The organism is Chryseobacterium sp. CCNWLW53 (assembly GCF_037083525.1).
GTDB classification, from domain to species: domain Bacteria; phylum Bacteroidota; class Bacteroidia; order Flavobacteriales; family Weeksellaceae; genus Chryseobacterium; species Chryseobacterium lathyri.
In genome coordinates, this window is record NZ_JBAOJR010000002.1 from 607,522 (window position 1) to 627,389 (window position 19,868).

At 37.9% G+C, this 19,868-nt stretch carries 17 protein-coding genes; 10 read left to right on the forward strand and 7 right to left on the reverse strand.

Annotation, left to right across the window (positions count from 1 at the left end; genetic code table 11):
• Positions 1–30: 30 nt before the first annotated feature.
• The 3 genes from V6R96_RS07750 to V6R96_RS07760 form a co-directional block, all read right to left on the reverse strand.
• The gene (locus tag V6R96_RS07750) at positions 31–669 is read right to left on the reverse strand and encodes an HAD family hydrolase (RefSeq protein WP_336378567.1); all 639 of its coding nucleotides are present in this window, start codon (positions 667–669) and stop codon (positions 31–33) included.
• Between the two features lie 45 nt (positions 670–714).
• Positions 715–2,838, reverse strand: coding sequence for a Tex family protein (locus V6R96_RS07755; RefSeq protein ID WP_336378568.1), 2,124 nt, complete (start codon positions 2,836–2,838; stop codon positions 715–717).
• A gap of 105 nt (positions 2,839–2,943) precedes the next feature.
• Positions 2,944–3,609, reverse strand: coding sequence for an O-methyltransferase (locus V6R96_RS07760; RefSeq protein WP_336378569.1), 666 nt, complete (start codon positions 3,607–3,609; stop codon positions 2,944–2,946).
• A 304-nt stretch (positions 3,610–3,913) separates the two neighbouring features.
• Between V6R96_RS07760 and V6R96_RS07765 the strand changes: the two genes are divergently transcribed.
• Both V6R96_RS07765 and V6R96_RS07770 read left to right on the forward strand, forming a co-directional pair.
• Positions 3,914–4,591, forward strand: coding sequence for a YceI family protein (locus tag V6R96_RS07765; RefSeq protein ID WP_223559269.1), 678 nt, complete (start codon positions 3,914–3,916; stop codon positions 4,589–4,591).
• 103 nt (positions 4,592–4,694) lie between these two features.
• Positions 4,695–4,976, forward strand: a complete 282-nt coding sequence (locus V6R96_RS07770; protein ID WP_228452609.1) for a DUF1294 domain-containing protein — start codon at positions 4,695–4,697, stop codon at positions 4,974–4,976.
• Positions 4,977–5,271: 295 nt separating this feature from the next.
• On the opposite strand, the gene V6R96_RS07775 is transcribed toward V6R96_RS07770, so the two are convergent.
• Positions 5,272–6,906: a glycosyl hydrolase family 28-related protein gene (locus V6R96_RS07775; RefSeq protein WP_336378570.1), complete on the reverse strand. Its 1,635-nt coding sequence runs from the start codon at positions 6,904–6,906 to the stop codon at positions 5,272–5,274.
• Between the two features lie 214 nt (positions 6,907–7,120).
• Between V6R96_RS07775 and typA the strand changes: the two genes are divergently transcribed.
• The 4 genes from typA (at position 7,121) to ychF (ending at position 12,684) form a co-directional block, all read left to right on the forward strand.
• A complete protein-coding gene (typA, locus tag V6R96_RS07780) occupies positions 7,121–8,926 on the forward strand; it encodes a translational GTPase TypA (RefSeq protein ID WP_111958340.1) in 1,806 nt (601 codons plus the stop codon).
• A 132-nt stretch (positions 8,927–9,058) separates the two neighbouring features.
• Positions 9,059–10,663 carry a glycoside hydrolase family 10 protein gene (locus V6R96_RS07785; protein WP_407934746.1) on the forward strand — a complete coding sequence of 535 codons (1,605 nt, stop codon included), beginning with the start codon at positions 9,059–9,061 and terminating at the stop codon, positions 10,661–10,663.
• 197 nt (positions 10,664–10,860) lie between these two features.
• Positions 10,861–11,412: a ferritin gene (locus V6R96_RS07790; RefSeq protein WP_111958336.1), complete on the forward strand. Its 552-nt coding sequence runs from the start codon at positions 10,861–10,863 to the stop codon at positions 11,410–11,412.
• Between the two features lie 180 nt (positions 11,413–11,592).
• Positions 11,593–12,684: a redox-regulated ATPase YchF gene (gene ychF, locus V6R96_RS07795; protein ID WP_223559273.1), complete on the forward strand. Its 1,092-nt coding sequence runs from the start codon at positions 11,593–11,595 to the stop codon at positions 12,682–12,684.
• A gap of 115 nt (positions 12,685–12,799) precedes the next feature.
• Here ychF and V6R96_RS07800 read toward each other — a convergent pair whose 3' ends face one another.
• Entirely contained in the window at positions 12,800–12,961 is a 162-nt protein-coding gene (locus V6R96_RS07800) for a hypothetical protein (protein ID WP_336378572.1), read from the reverse strand.
• A gap of 145 nt (positions 12,962–13,106) precedes the next feature.
• Between V6R96_RS07800 and V6R96_RS07805 the strand changes: the two genes are divergently transcribed.
• From V6R96_RS07805 to cls, 3 genes are all read left to right on the forward strand, one after another.
• Complete coding sequence (locus tag V6R96_RS07805; RefSeq protein WP_336378573.1) at positions 13,107–14,045, forward strand: helix-turn-helix transcriptional regulator; 939 nt, start codon at positions 13,107–13,109, stop codon at positions 14,043–14,045.
• A gap of 99 nt (positions 14,046–14,144) precedes the next feature.
• Entirely contained in the window at positions 14,145–14,909 is a 765-nt protein-coding gene (locus V6R96_RS07810) for an SDR family oxidoreductase (protein WP_336378574.1), read from the forward strand.
• Positions 14,910–15,071: 162 nt separating this feature from the next.
• Positions 15,072–16,538, forward strand: a complete 1,467-nt coding sequence (cls, locus tag V6R96_RS07815) for a cardiolipin synthase (protein ID WP_336378575.1) — start codon at positions 15,072–15,074, stop codon at positions 16,536–16,538.
• Between the two features lie 4 nt (positions 16,539–16,542).
• Here the strand turns inward: cls and V6R96_RS07820 are convergent, their stop codons facing one another.
• The gene (locus V6R96_RS07820) at positions 16,543–17,691 is read right to left on the reverse strand and encodes a methionine aminotransferase (protein ID WP_336378576.1); all 1,149 of its coding nucleotides are present in this window, start codon (positions 17,689–17,691) and stop codon (positions 16,543–16,545) included.
• Between the two features lie 119 nt (positions 17,692–17,810).
• Positions 17,811–19,043, reverse strand: coding sequence for a T9SS type A sorting domain-containing protein (locus tag V6R96_RS07825; protein ID WP_336378577.1), 1,233 nt, complete (start codon positions 19,041–19,043; stop codon positions 17,811–17,813).
• Between the two features lie 264 nt (positions 19,044–19,307).
• Here V6R96_RS07825 and V6R96_RS07830 point away from each other — a divergent pair, with 264 nt between their 5' ends.
• Complete coding sequence (locus V6R96_RS07830) at positions 19,308–19,841, forward strand: DUF2867 domain-containing protein (protein WP_336378578.1); 534 nt, start codon at positions 19,308–19,310, stop codon at positions 19,839–19,841.
• Positions 19,842–19,868: the final 27 nt, after the last annotated feature.

The window sequence follows — 19,868 nt, forward strand, 5'->3', positions numbered from 1 at the left end:
CAAAGTTTATAATTCTTAGGATTGAATATTTTAACTAAGATAAAGTTCTATATCCGGGAATTTTGAAATTGAAGGCTGATATTCAGAGATATCCAGCTTTCCAAAGCCATATCCACAGAAAATAAACGGAAGATGATTCACTTTTGCAGAATTGTAATCGGTCTGCGTATCACCAATATAAATTGTGTTTTCAGGGTTCAAATCATTTCTTTCCATAATCAGCTTAATGTTTTCAGCTTTTGGCTTCTTTGTACGGCCATAAGATTCAAAGTCGGCGAACAGATCACTGAATTTGTTATAGGCTAAAAACGATTCTATATATCCGTCCTGGCAATTGCTGACAATAAAAAGACTGTGGTTCTTTGTCAGGCTTTTCAACGTTTTTTCTACACCGTCATAAAGTATGCCTCCATATTGGTGAAGAATCTTATTTTCTTCCTGTACGATTTCCGAAAGGACCTCATGAACCAGCTGATCGGAAATTCCGGGAACCATATCTTTTAAAATATGATCGGCCAGCAAACCCATATATTGATTCATATCTTCAGGTTTTAAATCTTTTTTGATTAACCGGTGCTTATTTAATACCTCATTCCAGATTTTGATAATTGTGGCCCTGGAATCCCAAAGGGTCCCGTCCAGGTCGAAAATTAAATTTTTATAGTTCAATGTATGATTACTTTGTTTGATTATACTATTGAGATTTACAGATAACTATAAAATCATGCTCAGCTGCACTCTTTTTCTCGCTTCATCCACTTCTGTCACTCTTACGCGTACATGCTGGTGAAGTTTCACCACTTCATTTACATCAGAAACAAACCCGTCTTTCAGCTGGGAAATATGGACAAGTCCGCTTTCCTTGATCCCCATATCTACAAAACACCCGAAAGCTGTAATATTATTGACAATTCCGGGGAGAATCATACCAGGCTTTAAATCCCGGATACTTTTTACATTAGGATCAAATTCAAATACTTTAGCTGCTTTTCTGGGATCTAATCCAGGTTTTTCAAGCTCTTTCAAAATATCCTTGATCCCTAAAATTCCTATTTCTTCTGTCACATAATCTTCAGGCTTTACCAAAGCTGTTTTTTCTTTGCTGGCAATCAGTTCGTTGGTTTTAATGCCAAGGTCCTTAGCCATTTTTTCTACAATTCCATAAGCTTCAGGATGTACGGCAGAATTGTCGAGCGGATTTTTGGCATTGGCAATTCTTACAAAAGCTGCAGCCTGCTGGTACGCTTTTTCCCCAAGCCTCGGAACTTTTTTAAGCTGTTTTCTGTCCTCAAAAGCGCCGTTCTCAGTTCGGTAATTAACAATGTTCTCCGCCATTTTCTCACCGATCCCCGAAACATAGCTTAAAAGTGATTTGCTTGCAGTATTCAGGTTGATTCCCACAGAGTTTACACACTTCATAACTGTCAGATCAAGTTCGTTTTTCAATTGAGTCTGGTCTACATCATGCTGGTATTGCCCCACGCCGATGGATTTGGCATCAATTTTCACCAGTTCCGCGAGCGGGTCGGCCAGCCTTCTCCCGATGGAAACTGCTCCACGCACCGTTACATCATAAGAAGGAAACTCATCCCTTGCAATTTTACTTGCAGAATATACTGATGCTCCTGCTTCCGAAACCACAAAAACCTGCAGGGGCTTATCAAAAGCAATTTTCTTAATGAAAAACTCAGTTTCACGGCTTGCTGTCCCGTTTCCGATGGAGATTGCTTCAATATTGTAGGCATTCACCATAGAACGGATCTTTTTCATGGCCATTCCGCTTTCATTCTGTGGGGCGTGAGGGTAGAGGGTTTCATTATGGAGAAGATCTCCTTTTTCATCAATGCAGACTACTTTACAGCCGCTTTTGTATCCGGGATCAATGGCTAAAATTCTTTTTTCGCCTAAAGGAGGGGCAAGAAGAAGCTGGCTCAGGTTTTCAGAAAATATTTCAATCGCTTTTTTGTCTGCCTTTTCTTTAGCCTCCTGTAAAGCTTCGTTAGAAATGGCAGGCTCTAAAAGTCTTTTGTAGCTGTCTTTAATAGCCAGGACAATCTGATCTGAACTTTCATTATTGGATTTGATGATGGCTTTTTCGATAAAATCAATGGCCTCTTCTTTATCAATACCTGTATTAAGTTTTACAAAACCTTCAGCTTCAGCTCTGAGCATTGCCAAAAGCCTGTGAGAAGGTGTTCTGTTAAGATTTTCTTCCCATTCAAAATACTGTGAGAATTTCTGTGCATCCTCTTCATCTTTTTTAGCCTTCACCACTTTAGAAGTAATCATTGCTTTGCGCTGGAACAGGCGGCGAAGGTTTTTACGGACATACATATTTTCATTGATCCATTCCGCCATGATATCCCTTGCGCCCTGAAGCGCTTCTTCTTCCGATGGAACCTCAGTGTTCAGGTATTTAGAGGCAAGAAACTGCAGGTCATTACTTTTCTGACTCATAATAATTTTGGCTAAAGGCTCAAGTCCTTTCTCCTTGGCAGTATCTGCTTTTGTTTTTCTGCGCTTTTTGAAGGGCAAATACAAATCTTCCAGCTCCAGAATATCGAAGCTTTCCTCAATTCTCTGTTTCAATTCTGCTGTCAGGGCATTCTGCTCTTCAATTGATTTTAAAATGCTTTCTTTTCGCTTTACAATTTCTTCAAACTGTTTGCTGATCTTTGAGATCTGTTCGATCTGAACTTCATCCAGGTTCCCGGTTTTATCCTTTCTGTAGCGGGAAATGAATGGAATTGTGCAGTCTTCGGCCAGTAATTGTAGGGTATTGTTGATGCTTTTTTCGGATATATTAAGCTGTTGCTGTATAAATGTTACGGTCGTCATTATTTTGTTTTCGGAAGGCTAAAATAAGGCTTTAGAATGAAAAAAAGGCGAGTTGCCCCACCTTAAATGTTTATTCTTCGTTAAAGAAAATGAACTGGCCGAAATTTAATTGACAATAGCGATTGCCATCCCGTCATATTCTTTTGCACCAACGGTTTGCATAATAGTAGCGGTAACTTTTGGGTTGTTGGCCAGCATTTGATTAAGCCGCTGCACTCCTTTCACTTTTTCATCGGTGGTATTTTCATCCAGGACTTTGCCTTCCCGGATGACATTGTCACAAATAATAATCGTTCCCGGATGTGAAAGCTGCAACGCTAATTCAAAATATTCGGTATAGGGAGGTTTGTCAGCATCAATGAAAATAAAATCAAAAGCTTCTTCGCCTTTGGAAATAAGTTCATTTAATATATCCATCGCTTTGCCGGTTCGCAGATCTATTTTATCTGAATACCCGGCTTTTGCAATATTCTGGCTGGCAACACGGGCATGATGAGGATCAAATTCTACCGTAATTATTTTACCATCTGCAGGAATTGCCCTGGCCATCCAGATTGTGCTGTAGGCTCCTAAAGTACCCAATTCCAGAACTCGTTTGGCTTTACAGCTAAGCAGCATCAACTGCAAAAACTTGCCCTGACTGGGCGTCACACTGATTTGGGGGATAGAAGCATCATCCAAAGACTGAATAGTTTCCTGAAGAACACTGTCTTCCGGAGCAAACAAATTACCGATGTACTGATCTACTTTTTCAAATAACTGTTGATTCATATTTTTTGATTGATTTAATGATGAGTAATTTCTCTATCAACTCTTTCGATATAGTTCACTGACAAACCTGAAACGGCTCAAAATTGTAATCTCTTTGTGAGTTATCATGAGAGTTTTACCTGTACAAAGTTAATGAATTTTAAAATCCTGAATCGGTTGTTTCACCTTCATATGCTAGCTGTGAATAGTAAAATCTGAAATTTTTAATTTCTTGATGTATGTTAAGATAATAATTGATATGGTTTTTCTATTTTTGAAAAATTGAAATTTAAGATTTAATTAAATTTTTAAACAAATAAACAATATGAAAAAACTTAGTGTAATTGCATTGGTAGGAATAGGATTACTTGCAGCATCGTGTACAAAAGAAAAATCGGCAGATACTGCAGCAACTGCGACAGAGCAGAAAGTAGCAGAAAGTAAAGGTGAAGTTTTAGCAGTTGATGTTGCTACTTCTGTGGTAAACTGGAAAGCTTTCCACAAAGGAGGTATGGCTCCTCGTTGGGGAACACTTAACGTAAAATCAGGAGATTTAAGCGTTGAAGGAGGTCAACTGACTGCTGGAAACTTCGTGATCGATATGAACTCTATTAAAGTAGATCCTGCTTCAGTAACAGAAAAAGATAAAAAACCGGGAGATCTTGAAGCTCACTTGAAAAACCCTGATTTCTTTGATACAGCAAAGAATCCTACTTCAGATTTCAAAATTACAAGTGTTACAGATCTGAAAGAAGCACCTAAAGATGCTGTTGCAGGAGCAAACAAAACAGTAAGCGGAAACCTTACTTTATCTGGAAAAACAATGAACGTAACTTTCCCTGCTAAAGTAGATGTTGCTGAAGGTTCAGCTTCTGTTCAGGCTAAATTTACAGTAAACAGAGCAGATTGGGGAATTAAATTCGGTACTTCAGAAGCAGATCCGGCAGAATGGATGATCAGCAAAGACATCGAAATCGCTGTTGATGTAAAAGCTAAAAAATAATTTGTTAGATACAAATACTCAGGGCTGCTTTCTTAGGAAGGCAGCTTTTTTTATGGTGAATGATGTTACTGGAAGCCACCGCTTAATTCACTACTTTTGCCCTATGATTATGATATACATTCTGTTGGTAATAAATCTTTTTACTTTCATTATTTTCGGCTGGGACAAAAGGCTTTCAATCAAACATAAAAGAAGAATTCCGGAGAGCACACTGTTGGGAGTGACTTTTGTAGGAGGAACTTTAGGATCGGTTTTAGGGATGCTTATTTTCAGACATAAAATTTCGAAAAAGTCTTTTTTATTGAAATTTGCACTTGTGGTTTTGGTTCAGGCCGGGCTTATTTACTGGCTTTGGAATACTGGTCAGATCCAAAATCCTATCTGATGTAAAATATGAACAGTAGAGCCTGAGGTGATAAATTACAAAACACCTCGATTGAGGTGCTTTGTATTAAACAATAAGTTGTACGTTACCCTGAATAATATAGCCAAGATTGGGTTCGTTAAATCCTGTTATTTTAATCACTAGGAATCCATTTTCGTTTTCAATAGAGGTTGCCTGCGAATTCCCAACGTCTTTTGCTGACAGGTTTTTACCAAAGATATCACCAAATAGGTTGCTACGTAAATATGATACTTTACAAAGATCATGTGTTCCTGAAGTATTTTATTATTTTGATTTATATTACCGTTCCTGTGCTGTCTTTCCACGTCGAATCCAGACCATCGTACCAAATTGGCTTTCTGTAATTATTATCGTAAAAGAATTGTGCATGCTTTAAGTTTTTGTTTGGACGTACAAATCCATGATCAAAAGAACTGGCTGTCAAAGCTGCTTTGTTTATTGTTTTAAAATCATTTCCATTTCTATAAAAAGAACCGGAAAAGTTGTTTTCAGGCGAGCTGGTATAAGTAGGGTCTTTTACAATGATGACGTTAGGATAAGAAATGAAATTGCTATCCCAGTTTAAGCTTTCAATACTGGAAACATATGCAGCGTATGGAACAGAGCTTCCACTTGCCACTAAAAACTTGTTGCCGATCACAGATGTTCTTCCCATTGTTTCAGCTACGTAAATATTTGCTCCCTCATCATTAACGGCAATATGATCGCCACAGTTATTGAAGGTATTGTTAAATATTTCCCAATCATAGCAATTACTCCCTTGATATATAACATTTTTATTGATGCCATTAATTACACTTGAGGCAACTGTAATTCTATTGGAATTAATCCCTTTAACAAAATGACTGGTATAATCATTTGCCGTTGAATACAGGCCTTTGCCTAAAACATTGATACCATTCAGAATAATTTCGTCAGCTTTGTCTACATACACGAGTCCGTTTATTGAGTCACCGGCAGCATGAACGAAGAATGAATTGCTGATCTGAACCTGTTGAACTCTTTTAACATCATTACCCCTGATTCGAATAGCATATGCTTCGGTTTGGCCGCTGTCCACTTCACCAATATATAAATTAGTGATAGACGTGTTTTGATGACCTGTATTGGTATTCAAAGGTTCGATATCCAGGCATGAGATCTTTCCGGAATTACACCATACATTGACTAATCTGTTACCTCCGGCAACCAGTCTTAAAGGAATATCTCCGGCAGCGAATTCAGAATTGGAAATACTACTGTCCGAATATATTTGAGCACCAATTTTATTATCCCGGAAATAACAGTTTTCTATTCTTAACATACCTTTTTCAGAATATAAACCATATTCAGAGAAATTTTTTACCACAACTCTGTCCAGAATTAATCCTCCGCCATCAGTAAAATCCATGGCAATAGTTCCTGATGTAGTAGCATTAGCATTATGTTTTCCGTCAAAAATAAGATTTGAAATTTTGAAAGTATTTAGCCCTGCCACACCTTTAAAAAGCGTATTTGAAGTTTTCGTTGTAAGAATGGTGCTGTTTTTATCCCATATGTCACTGCCGCTTCCTGAAATGCTGAGTCCTGAAAATTCCATTGGAATATCGATCGTAGAATTGATGATATATTGACCACGGTCGAATCTTACCGAATGGGAAGATTTAATGGCTTTTTTTATCGCTTCTGTGTCATCTGTTTCACCATCGCCCTTAGCTCCAAACCACTTTACATTTACCGTGTCATCAACCAACACTCTTCTGTAATACTTATTATCAATTTTTTTGTAGATAATCCCATCGCAATCATCCGTGGTAATCTCAGGAAGTGGAGTATTCGGGTCGTTATCGTCATCATAGTACTTATGTACAGCTTCTTCAAAAACTGTCCATTCACCTGTAAATGGATCATTTAATTCAATTGTTGCCATTTTTTTGTTTTTTGATGTTAATAAATTGTGTTTCCTGCAGGAAATCTACTGAAGCAAAGATAAATGCAGCCTGCGACAGAACTTGACGTATATTATTTTACCCGATTTTTTAAAAGATCTTGCATAGATTTCTCATTATGAATTTGTTAATTAATCTATATTCTTGCTCATTATTCATTAAAAAACACTATTTTTGCACCCGTAAAAATCATTCATGCAAAACATTAGAAATATTGCGATTATCGCACACGTTGACCACGGGAAGACGACTTTGGTTGACAAGATTATTCATGCTACAAACATTTTCAGAGAAAATCAGGAAAGTGGAGAATTAATAATGGATAATAACGACCTTGAAAGAGAAAGAGGTATTACCATTCTATCTAAAAATATTTCTGTTACTTATAAAGACGTTAAAATTAACGTAATCGATACTCCCGGTCACGCCGATTTCGGTGGGGAAGTAGAGAGAGTTTTAAAAATGGCGGATGGAGTTATTTTGTTGGTGGATGCCTTTGAAGGGCCGATGCCTCAAACAAGATTCGTACTTCAGAAAGCATTGGAATTAGGACTTAGACCTTTAGTTGTTATCAATAAAGTAGATAAGCCAAACTGTCGTCCTGAAGAAGTTCATGACCAGGTATTTGATTTATTCTTCAACCTTGAGGCTACTGAAGAACAGCTTGATTTCCCAACATTCTACGGTTCTTCCAAACAAGGTTGGTTCAACACTTCATTAGAACAGACAGAAGATATTTTCCCATTATTGGATGGTATCCTGCAATATGTTCCTGAACCTAAAGTAGAGGAAGGAAACTTACAGATGCAGATCGTTTCTCTTGACTTTTCTTCTTTCTTAGGAAGAATTGCAATCGGGAAAGTGATCAGAGGTGAGATCAAAGAATCTCAGTGGATCGGACTTGCTCAGGCAGACGGTAAAGTTTTAAAAGGAAAAGTAAAAGAACTTTATGTTTTTGAAGGATTAGGAAAGAAAAAAGTTTCAGAAGTAAAAGCAGGAGATATTTGTGCTGTTGTAGGTTTTGATGCTTTCCAGATCGGTGATTCATTCGTAGATCTTGAAAATCCGGAACCATTGCCAAGAACTGCAATTGATGAGCCTACATTGAACATGACGTTCTCTATCAACAACTCACCTTTCTTTGGTAAAGATGGTAAGTATGTAACTTCTAACCACCTGAAAGAAAGATTAACAAAAGAATTAGAGAAAAACTTAGCATTAAGAGTTGAACAAACTGATGATGCAAACACTTTCTTGGTATTTGGTAGAGGTATTCTTCACTTGTCAGTTTTAATTGAAACAATGAGAAGAGAAGGTTACGAAATGACGATTGGTCAGCCACAGGTTATCCTTAGAGAAATCGATGGAGAAAAATGTGAGCCTTACGAATCTTTGGTAGTTGATGTTCCGGAAGAATTTGCTTCAAGAGTAATCGACTTGGCTACTCAGAGAAAAGGTGACCTTCACATTATGGAAACTAAAGGAGAAATGCAGCATATGGAATTCGAAATTCCTTCAAGAGGTTTGATCGGATTGCGTTCTCAGATGTTGACTGCTACTGCTGGTGAAGCTATTATGGCGCACCGTTTCACAGAATATAAGCCTTTCAAAGGTGCTATTCCTGGAAGAAACAATGGAGTACTGATCAGCAAAACTCAAGGTCCTGCTACAGAATATTCTATCGCTAAATTACAGGACAGAGGTAAGTTCTTCGTGGATCCGGGTGAGGAAATCTATGCAGGTATGATCATCGGTGAACAAAACAAGCCTGGAGATTTGGTAGTAAACATTGTAGAAGCAAAACAGCTGAACAATATGAGAGCTTCTGGAAAAGATAAAGATACTGGTGTTGCACCGAAAATCTTATTTTCACTGGAAGAATGTATGGAATACATCCAGGGTGATGAAGCGATTGAGGTAACTCCAAACTTCATCAGAATGAGAAAGAAAATCCTTTCCGAAGAAGAAAGAAAAAGAATGGACAGATCAGCGAAAGCATAAGAAATTCTTATATATACTAGAAAAGCCTCGAATTTTTCGGGGCTTTTTTATTACACTATGTCTTAAAATGTTTATTTTGGCATAATAATCTCTTAGAAGAAATAAATTTAAAGTAGTTTGCAAACGATGAGAATGAATATCATAAAGCTTACTGTTTTAGCCGGAATTTTTGCGTCATATACCAGTTGCTCCGTCCAGAACAATACAATAAAAGAAGCACCAACAAAAAATACAGCAAAGCCTAACAACAATACCATAAAGCCTAAAGATCCGGTTGCGGGAGTAAAACCTGTAACAACAGTACCTCCGTCTGATGAGAATTTCAGAACCGTTCTTCCGGAGGTTAAAAGAGAATTCCGCGGAGCCTGGATCGCAAGTGTAGCCAATATCAACTGGCCCTCAAGGAATAATTTAACGGTTGATCAGCAGAAAGCAGAAGCTATAAGCATGCTCGATATGCTGAAAGATAACAATTTCAATGCAGCAATCTTCCAGATCAGACCTTCTGCCGATGCGTTGTATACAAGTAGTATAGAGCCATGGTCATACTTTCTGACCGGAGAAACAGGAGTGGCTCCTTATCCCAATTATGATCCCCTTCAGTTCTGGATTGAGGAGGCACATAAAAGAGGCTTGGAACTGCATGTCTGGCTAAATCCTTACCGTGCCCACCATTCGAACGGAGGTGCTGTAAACAGCCTGTCTATGGTGAATAAGCTTTCTGATATTGTGGTAAGACTAAAGAATGGAATGTATTGGTTCGATCCTGCCAATCCCAAAACACAGGGACACGTTTCCAATGTTGTAAAAGATATTGTGAAAAGATATGACATTGATGCCATCCATTTTGATGATTATTTCTATCCTTACGCCACCTATAACAGGGGTGCGGACTTTCCAGATAATGCATCGTGGAATGAGTACCAGAGAAACGGGGGAACTTTATCCAGAGCAGACTGGAGAAGGGATAATGTCAATAAATTTGTAGAGAGAATTTACAAAGAGATTCATGCAGAGAAAGATTATGTAAGATTCGGGATCAGTCCGTTTGGAATCTGGAAACCCGGATATCCTGCAGGAATTGTGGGTTCTTCTCAATATGACGAATTATATGCTGATGCCAAATTATGGCTGAATAAAGGCTGGGTAGATTATTTCTCTCCGCAGCTGTACTGGCCGATCGATGCCAAAGGTCAGGGCTTTGAAGCATTATTAGACTGGTGGAAATCCGAGAATACAATGAACCGCCATCTTTGGCCGGGTCTTAATACTGTTGAGATCAAAGTATCCGACCGCCCTGCGGAAATTAAGAATCAGATTGAAATCTCAAGACAGATTTTAAAGAACGATGCCGGAGAAATTCATTGGAGCATCGCTGGATTAACAAAAAATACAGACATGCTTCCTACTCTGAAAAACGGACCATACAGCGAAAAAGCATTAGTTCCGAAAACACCATGGATAAAGGCAGTTCCATTACAGACTCCAACATTATTTACAGTGGATAACGGAAGTTTTGTACAAACGAATTGGAGTAGCAAAAGTATAGGAAATGTCTTCCAATGGATACTTTTCACTCAGTACAACGGAATTTGGGAAACAGAAATCCTTACATTGGACACTCTTTCGAGGGATATACCAAAATCTAAAGGCGGCAGAAAACTAAATGCAGTGGCCATAAAAGCGGTAGACAGGCTTGGAAATGAAAGCGACTATATGGCAAGGAAAATTAAATAAAAGGCTAATGTGAAGAAAATAAAGAAAACCAGTTCAGAAAAGAACTGGTTTTTATTTTAGAATAACTATAAATTATTAGCTTAAATGAATGGAGATCAGTTCTATGTAAATGAAATTTAAAGTAAATGGTTAAAAATAAACTCTGGACGGAACCATTTTTGCATTAATATTTCCATAATCACCAAAAATATATCATTATGAATACCAACAGACTTTCCCCGACCATTGAAAAGGCATTGAGTGATCAGATGAACAAAGAAATTCATGCATCACACGTTTTTCTGTCTTACGGGATCTGGGCAGATGATAAAGGATATCAGGGAATTGCCAATTTCCTTTACAGACATGCGCAGGAAGAAAGAAATCATTCTATCAAGTTTATGGAATATGTGCTGAACAGAGGCGGGAAACCAAAAGTAGACGCTATTCCGGCTCCGCCTGCCGATCCGGAATCTTTAACAGCCTGTTTTGACGGAGTCTTTAAACATGAAGTAGACAATACTACAGCAATTTACAGAATTGTAGATCTCGCATTGGAAGAAAAAGACTGGGCTACATGGAATTTTATGCAATGGTTTGTACAGGAACAGATAGAAGAAGAAACATTGGCTGCCAACCTGATAGATAAATTGAAAATTGCAGGCGGTGACCGCGCTACCGATGAGTCTTTATTTACTTTAGATAAAACATTGCAGGAGACACCGAATGATGTCCCTCTGGCTCAGGAAGCCACGGGAAACAATCCATAAAAAACAATTAATTGACAAAAATTATTAAAAATCTGCCTAAATCCTGGCAGATTTTTTTATTATGAAACTCCCTTTAAAATCACTATCTTTGCAGGCTGAAAGTTGGGTGGTCGGAATATGAATTTAAACATCAGACTTCCAGCCTGAACTTATTGAATATTAAACTTTGAATTTTACAATATGAAATGTGGAATTGTAGGCCTTCCGAATGTAGGCAAATCAACTCTCTTTAACTGCTTAAGCAACGCTAAAGCTCAATCTGCGAACTATCCTTTCTGTACGATAGAACCGAACCTTGGTACGGTATCTGTACCGGATCAAAGGCTTTTTGAACTTGAAAAAATAGTTAATCCAGAAAGAGTATTGCCGGCTGTAGTTGAAATTGTTGACATTGCAGGGCTTGTAAAAGGAGCGAGCAAAGGAGAAGGGCTGGGAAACCAGTTTCTTGCCAATATCCGCGAGTGTGAAGCCATTATTCATGTTTTAAGATGCTTTGATAATGGTAACATTATCCACGTTGAAGGTTCTGTAGACCCAATGAGAGATAAAGAAATTATCGACATCGAATTACAGCTTAAAGACCTTGAAACAGTTGGAAAAGCTGTTGAAAAAGCTAAAAAGTTTATCAAATCCGGAAAAAAAGATGATATCCTTGTTTATGAAACACTTCAAAACCTGGAAAAATTCATCGAGGACGGGAAAAATGCAAGAGAGTTTCCGGTCAATGATTTGACGCAGCCAATCATCGATGATATCCAGCTTTTAACCAAAAAGCCTGTGTTATATGTGTGCAACGTAGACGAAAATTCTATCAAAAACGGTAACGAATGGATAGAAAAGATTGATGCGATGGCTAAAAACGAGGGTGCAGAGACCGTTGTTTTAGCAGCACAGATTGAAGCAGATATCAATGAACTGGAAACATTTGAAGAAAGAGAGATCTTCCTTGAAGAATTAGGACTTGAAGAGCCTGGAGTAAACCGTCTGATCAGAAAAGCTTACGATTTATTAAAACTTCAGACCTATTTTACAGCGGGTGTAAAAGAAGTAAGAGCATGGACAATAGGACAGGGATGGACAGCTCCACAGGCTGCCGGAGTGATCCACACAGACTTCGAAAAAGGTTTTATCCGTGCAGAAGTAATCAAGTATAATGATTATATCACTTATGGTTCAGAGGTGAAAATTAAAGAAGCCGGAAAACTTGCTGTAGAAGGTAAAGAATATATCGTTCAGGATGGCGACATCATGCACTTTAGATTCAACGTATAAGAATATATTAAAGTTAGTTATAATTGAAAATGCTTCAGGGATTATCTCTGGAGCATTTTTTCTTTTTCCCAGTAATAAAAAAGCCACCCTTATGCAGAGTAGCTTTTTAAATTCCTTAAGGCTCTATTCCGGGTCTGCATTGCAGCTGTGCACAGCCTATTGATATTTTACTGCAGGCTCCGGTCATAGGATCAATGCAGTCCATTAATCCGCCGGTAATGCTTCTTAATTGCTTTTTGTTCAGTTTTTTTCCTTTCTGTAAATCTTGATTTTTCATTGTTTTGATTTTTAGTGAGTTAGTTTGAAAACTAAGGTAAGAAAAATATGTATATGTATATCACTTCATGAAGAAAAAAGTATTTTTTTTTTCATTTTTCAAATCATGTTAACTTTGTATATTTGAATTTTACAAAAAGTCAGTTATGGAAAAGATCACTCATTCATCCCTTGAAGATTTCTATAAAGAGATGGCCGCCAAACTGGGAAAAGATCTTGAAAGTATTTTTCCGAAAGGACTTCATAAAGATATAGGACATTTCAATGTATTCGATATCAGGCAGACTATCGAAAGAGCGCGAACTACTTCGGAAATGCCTTACAACAGAAGAAAATATTACAAAATAAGCCTGATCAGAGGACAGAATAGGGCAGAATATGCAGACAAAATCATAGCTATCAAAAAGAATGCTTTATTATTTGCTACTCCTAAAGTTCCGTATCACTGGATTCCGGAAGATCCTGACCAGTCGGGAAGCTTCTGTGTATTTACAGAAGATTTCTTCATCAAAGCGCAATCCCGGTTTTCATTGGAAGACCTGCCGATTTTTCAGCCGGGGAATATTCCGTTGTTCGAGATTGATGATGATCTGGCAGACGAAATAGAAATTCTGTTCACAAAAATAAAACAGGAAATAGTTTCCGATTATATTTTCAAATATGACCTCATCAGGAATTATGTACTGGAGCTGATTCATTACGGACAAAAGCTGCAGCCTGCTGCAAAGCTTTCTGCTTCAAATGATGCCTCATTACGTGTAGTGTCGTTATTTATAGAACTTCTGGAAAGACAGTTTCCGATAGAATCTTCAGACCAAAGATTACAGCTTAAAACAGCAAAAGACTATGCTGACAGACTAGCGGTTCATGTGAATTACTTAAATAAAAAATTAAAAGAAAGCACTGGAAAAACAACCACCGAATTTATTGCCGACCGTATGATTCAGGAAGCTAAAATTCTTTTAAGACAAACCAAATGGAATGTTTCTGAGATTTCTTATGCGCTGGGTTTTGAGGAAATAGCCCATTTTTCCAACTTTTTCAAAAGAAAGACTTCATTTACCCCAATGCAGTTTCGCACATGATTTGAATTTTGCAAATTTCAGATTGATTCAGGCAAACGTTTCTTCCGCAGAATTTTCCAACTTTGTATCATTAAATAATAAAATAAATAATATAAAACGATGAATACAAAAACAAAAATCGCATTAATCACGGGCGGAAGCCGTGGCCTTGGAAAAAATGCCGCTCTTAAGATTGCCCAAAAAGGCTTAGATGTTATTATTACTTATAAAAATAGCAGTGAGGAAGCTGAAGCTGTGGTTAAAGAAATAAAAGCATTGGGACAAAATGCTGTGGCTTATCAGCTGGATACCAGAGATGTAAAAAGCTTTGATGCATTTGTGAAAAACATTACAGATCATCTGAAAACTGAAACAGGCAGCCCAAATATCGATTTTCTGATCAATAATGCGGGAACAGCTTTATACGCTCCCATCACGGAAACTACGGAAGAACAGCTTGACGACATCGTAAATGTTCATTTTAAAGGAGTTTTCTTTCTGACTCAGAAAATGCTTCCTTTTGTTAATGACGGGGGCGGAATTATTAATATTTCATCAGGACTGGCAAGATTTGCTTTGCCAGGGTCTTCTGTTTACGGTTCTATGAAGGCTGGTGTAGAAATGCTGACAAAATATATGGCAAAAGAACTGGGATCCCGTAAAATCAAAGCGAACGTTATAGCGCCGGGAGCTATTGAAACAGACTTTGGAGGCGGAAGAACAAGAGACGATCAGCATGTAAATTCAATGATTTCTAGTATTACTGCATTGGGAAGAGCCGGACTTCCGGATGACATCGGAGGGGTAGTGGCATTCTTGTGCACCGAAGATGCAGGCTGGATCAACGGACAGAGAATAGAAGCTTCCGGCGGAATGTTTTTATAAAATATCATTGCAAGGTATTCTTTAAATTAAAAAATAAAACCAGATCTGAAAATGAGCTGGTTTATTTTTTTGTAAACAGGATACACAGATTACCGATCCCGTTCTTTTATCTTTTATCTATTTGCCTTTTTACCTACCTTTAGTATCTGCAAAGTTCAAGGTATGATAAAAGAGTTTTTTGATCAATTCCCATATATTCTTGTAGGACTTGAAGTTCTTTATCTTGTTGGGATTATTTTTCTGGCCGGTAAAATTATTATGGATACTAAGAATACGGGCAAAACCCTGGCTTATCTTATGCTGATCATCTTTCTTCCGGTTATAGGAATTATTATCTACTTTGTATTTGGAGTCAATTACCGGAAAAATAAGTTCTATAGTTTTAAAATTGCACGGAACGAACAGATCTATCAGGGTGTAAGTGCTTATATCCGGAAAACACATTATAAAACATTAAAAAATCATACCGAAGAAATAGGACAGTTTTTAACAACAGTCAATTATCTTTATAATGCTTCCTATTCTCCGCTTTCACCGGGAAACCATGCGGAAATACTGATCAATGGGGAAGGTAAATTTGAAAAAGTTTTTAAGGTCATTGAAAAGGCGGTCCATCATATTCATCTGGAATATTATATCTATGATAATGACGGAATAGGGAACAGGCTTGCCGATCTGCTGATCAAAAAGGCAGAAGAGGGTGTTATCGTCCGTTTTCTCTATGATGATATGGGGAGCGGGAAAATAGGTCGTAAGCTTTTGAGAAGACTAAAGGAAGGAGGCGTTCAGCTATCTCCTGTTAATAAAATTACATTCAGGCTGCTGGCCAACAGGGTCAATTACAGGGACCACAGAAAGATCATTATTGTAGATGGCGCAGAAGTTTTTACAGGCGGAATCAATGTTTCCGATAAATATATTAATCCTAATCCCATACAATACTGGAGAGATGTTCACCTTTATATAAAAGGAGAGGCTGCTTTCTACTTTCAGTTTTTATTCCTCAGCAACTGGATCTTTGCAACAGAAAAGATACCTGAAATCTCTAAGCTTTATTTTGATTATAAGAACAAAGAAGAAGGAAATTCGCTTATTCAGACGGCGGCCAGCGGTCCGGATACCAAGCCTTCCATCATGCTCAGTACAGCTTCTGCGGTACTTTCTGCCAGAAAAAGAATATATATTGTTACTCCATACTTTATTCCGGTAGAAACTGTATTAAATGCCATCAAACAGGCAGCTCTTTCCGGAGTTGATGTAAGGCTCATGGTTCCTAAATCCGGGGATTCCATGGTTGTGAATGCTGCGGCATATTCTTATTACGAAGAGCTTCTGGAAAATAATGTGAGGATTTTCTTTTACAAAAAAGGCTTTATCCATGCTAAAACAATGATCGTTGATGATAACTTTTCTTCCGTGGGGACAGCCAATATGGATGTAAGAAGCCAGGAACTGAATTTTGAGGTCAATGCATTGGTTTTTAATGAAGAAATCAATGATAAGCTTCAGAACCTTTTTCATGAAGACATGAATGACTGTGAGGAAATCTCTCTCGAATCATGGAGGAAAAGACCAAAAACCAAAGTATTCTTTGAACATCTGGCCAGGCTACTTTCTCCGCTTATATAAAGATTTAAAGCCTGGAAAGATTTTCTATGGCTTTTTCTAATGTTTCCTGCTTTTTTGCGAAACATAACCGGATCACGTGGTCATTCCTTTTATTTTTATAGAATGACGAAAAAGGAACACTTGCCACTTTATGAGTGATAGTAAGCTCGCTCGCGAAATCAAAATCATTTTTATCCGATATTTTATCATACTTCAATGCCTGGAAATAAGTTCCTTCACAATCCAGCAATTCAAAAGAAGTTCCGGCCAGTCCTTTTCTTAAAAAGTCTCTTTTTTCCTGAAAGAACTGCCCCAAATTATTGTAATGACCTTCATTTTTCATGTAAGCTGCCAGCGCCAACTGAATAGGAGTGTTAACAGAGAAGACATTGAACTGGTGGATTTTTCTGAATTCATCTGTCAGCGCTTTTGGAGCAGCACAATAACCGATTTTCCATCCCGTAACATGAAACAGCTTTCCAAATGAAGCTACCAGAAGAGTTCTTTCCTTTAGTTCCGGATATTTGGCGAGGCTCAGATGCTGTTTTCCGTCAAAAACAATATTTTCATAGACTTCATCACTTAAAATAAGGATGGAAGTTCCTTTTACAATGGCAATCAGTTCCTGAATATCCTGCGCTGTTAAAATCTTCCCCGACGGATTATTGGGATTGTTCAGGATGATCATTTTGGTTTTATCGCTGACCAGGTTTCGTACTGCTGTCCAGTCGATTGCATAATCCGGGGCTTTCATTTCAAATCGTTTTACAACTCCGCCGAACAGTTCTACAGTAGGTTCATAGCAATCGTAGGCCGGTTCAAAAATGATCACTTCATCATCTTTTTTAACAAAAGTGGCTACTGCAGTGAAAATAGCCTGAGTTCCCCCCGCAGTTACTGTAATCTCCGAGTCTGGATGGTATATAGCCTGATGGCTGTTTTCAATTTTCCTGGCAATTTCTTCCTTTAAAGTAATCATTCCACCCATTGGAGCATATTGGTTAAACCCTTTTTTAATGAAATAATCTACATGATCCAGCAGCTCAGGATCCAGCATAAAATCCGGAAACCCCTGTGAAAGGTTGATCGCCTCGTTTTCGTTTGCGAGCTGTGTCATTTGGCTGAAAATGGTAGTTCCTACATTGGAAAGCTTGGATAATGGAAGTTGTATCATTAAAGGATTTTTTACTTACTTCGAATTTAATTCATTTTTTGTAATCAGAAGCAGAAATTCCATAAAAAAGACTGTCCCATGCATGGACAGTCTTTGAAGTTATATTATTTTATAAGACTTTATTTTGAAATCAGCAGTTTCTGTGAACTTGTGATATGTTCAGATTTCACTTCAACGATGTAAGCACCCTGTACCAGCTTCTCCGTATTCAGGGTAAGGGTCTGGGGACCGCTGTTGAGGATTTCAGATTTTTCAAGCAATACTTTCCCTGAAAAATCCATCAGTCTTACCGATACCAGTTCTCTTTTAGGAAGGTTGGTCTGTAGGTCCACATGGCTTTTAGCGGGATTGGGAACCATGATAATTCCTTTTTGTTCCTCTGCCTGAAGTTCTGTTTTAGCAATGCTCTCAAGATCGGAAAGTGGAGATTTCAATGCAATTGCTCCGCCTTCTTTTGTTGGTACAGTGTCTCTTTTTGAGTAGCAGAATGTAAAACATCTTGTACATATGATCATTTTATCTTTCTTTTCAGTAACGCAGATCGTATACGTTCCGGGAGTAGTATACGTATGGCTTAGAGTAGATATAATGTAAGGTGAAGAAGTTCCGTCACCCCATGCCACGGTATAAGTACTTCCCGGATTGTTAGGCGTAGAAACCAGAACAGGATTCGTAAGGGTTAAGTTAGCGGTAGCCGTATTGGTTACGGTGCTGAATGAAGTGTCAAGTTTAAAATCCGCAGTACATCCGTCACATGATTTCACACAGATATTATCGTACCATACTCTTTCGCTTGGGCTTGAGGTATAATCCGGAGATATCATAACAGCTGTGGAGTTATTCATAATGTTATTAAAATCAGCAGTCGTTACTGCTGAGCCTAACGTCCATGTTCCATCCGAATTGCTTGGAAGGGTAGTTCCTGTACCATTAGCGATCGGTGCACGCACACGAACCCATCCGCTTCCCGGAGTTACGGTGACATTGGCTACAAAAGTGATATACTGATTGCCGGACATGATGTAGATGGTAGGATGAATAGGAGCACCATAGCCGCCATCTTTTTCAAGATAGAAATCAAAATAAAGACACTGGCCTAAAAATCTTTGCCCTAGATTTTTAAAATCAGAAGGGTTGATATACCATGATCCGCCTGATTTATCATCAAGAATAATATACTGAGAACCATCCAGCGTATTCGGGGTACCGGCAGAAACGCCTACATTTCCGTTGGGATAAGGAGCAGGAGTCCAAAGTCCGGGAGGGTTATTGGGGTCATTAAAATCTGAACATGGTGCCTGGGCATTCACCATAAGACATCCTAAAAGAAGATAAATAGTTAAAAAATACATTCTTACCATAATATTATATTGATTTTATACATCAAAAACCAACAAAAACTTTAAGGATTAATAGTTATTTTGAATATAGGTTAAAATTAAAATAGTTTTTAAAATCTCTTTAATGTGAATTAATAAGTGAATACATTTTTCTAATAAGTGAAGCCTTGCTGCTATTAATTGTAATTAAAAAAAGGAAAGCTGAGATTGCTCAGGTCTTTTCTGCAGCAAGCCAGTTATATTTGTTAGAACAGAGCCCAAAACCACTCTAATACCATGAAAATTATAAAAACTGCAATACCGGAAGGATCTGTTTTATTCAAAGAAGAAAAATTTTTTGATTATGCAGACAGTTTTAAAGGAGAATTGAATACTAAACGAAATATCAGTACGAACGAAATATGCAGGGCTTTTTTCACCAGTACACCTCAGTGGGGGAAGAACATGTTTGCTTTCAGAAACAGCATTGTTAAAATGTTCGGACTGAAAACCGGAACAGATAAGAGTAAATCGTTATCACCTGATGATTTTAAACTTGAAGTGGGAGATCAGATAGGAATTTTCAAAATATTCGATAAGACGGATCACGAAATTATCATAGGTGAGAATGATAAGCACCTTGATTTCAGGGTTTCAATTTTTTATGATAGTACACAACACAGTACTGAAAATAGTTTTTTAACAATTTCAACTACCGTGAAATACCACAACCGGATGGGAATGCTGTATTTCATTCCCGTGCGTCCTTTCCACCAATTGATTGTTCCGGTAATGCTGAAAAAAATGATTGCAAAACTGGAAGGCAGATAACAAAACGGAAATATATTCCGGCTGCAG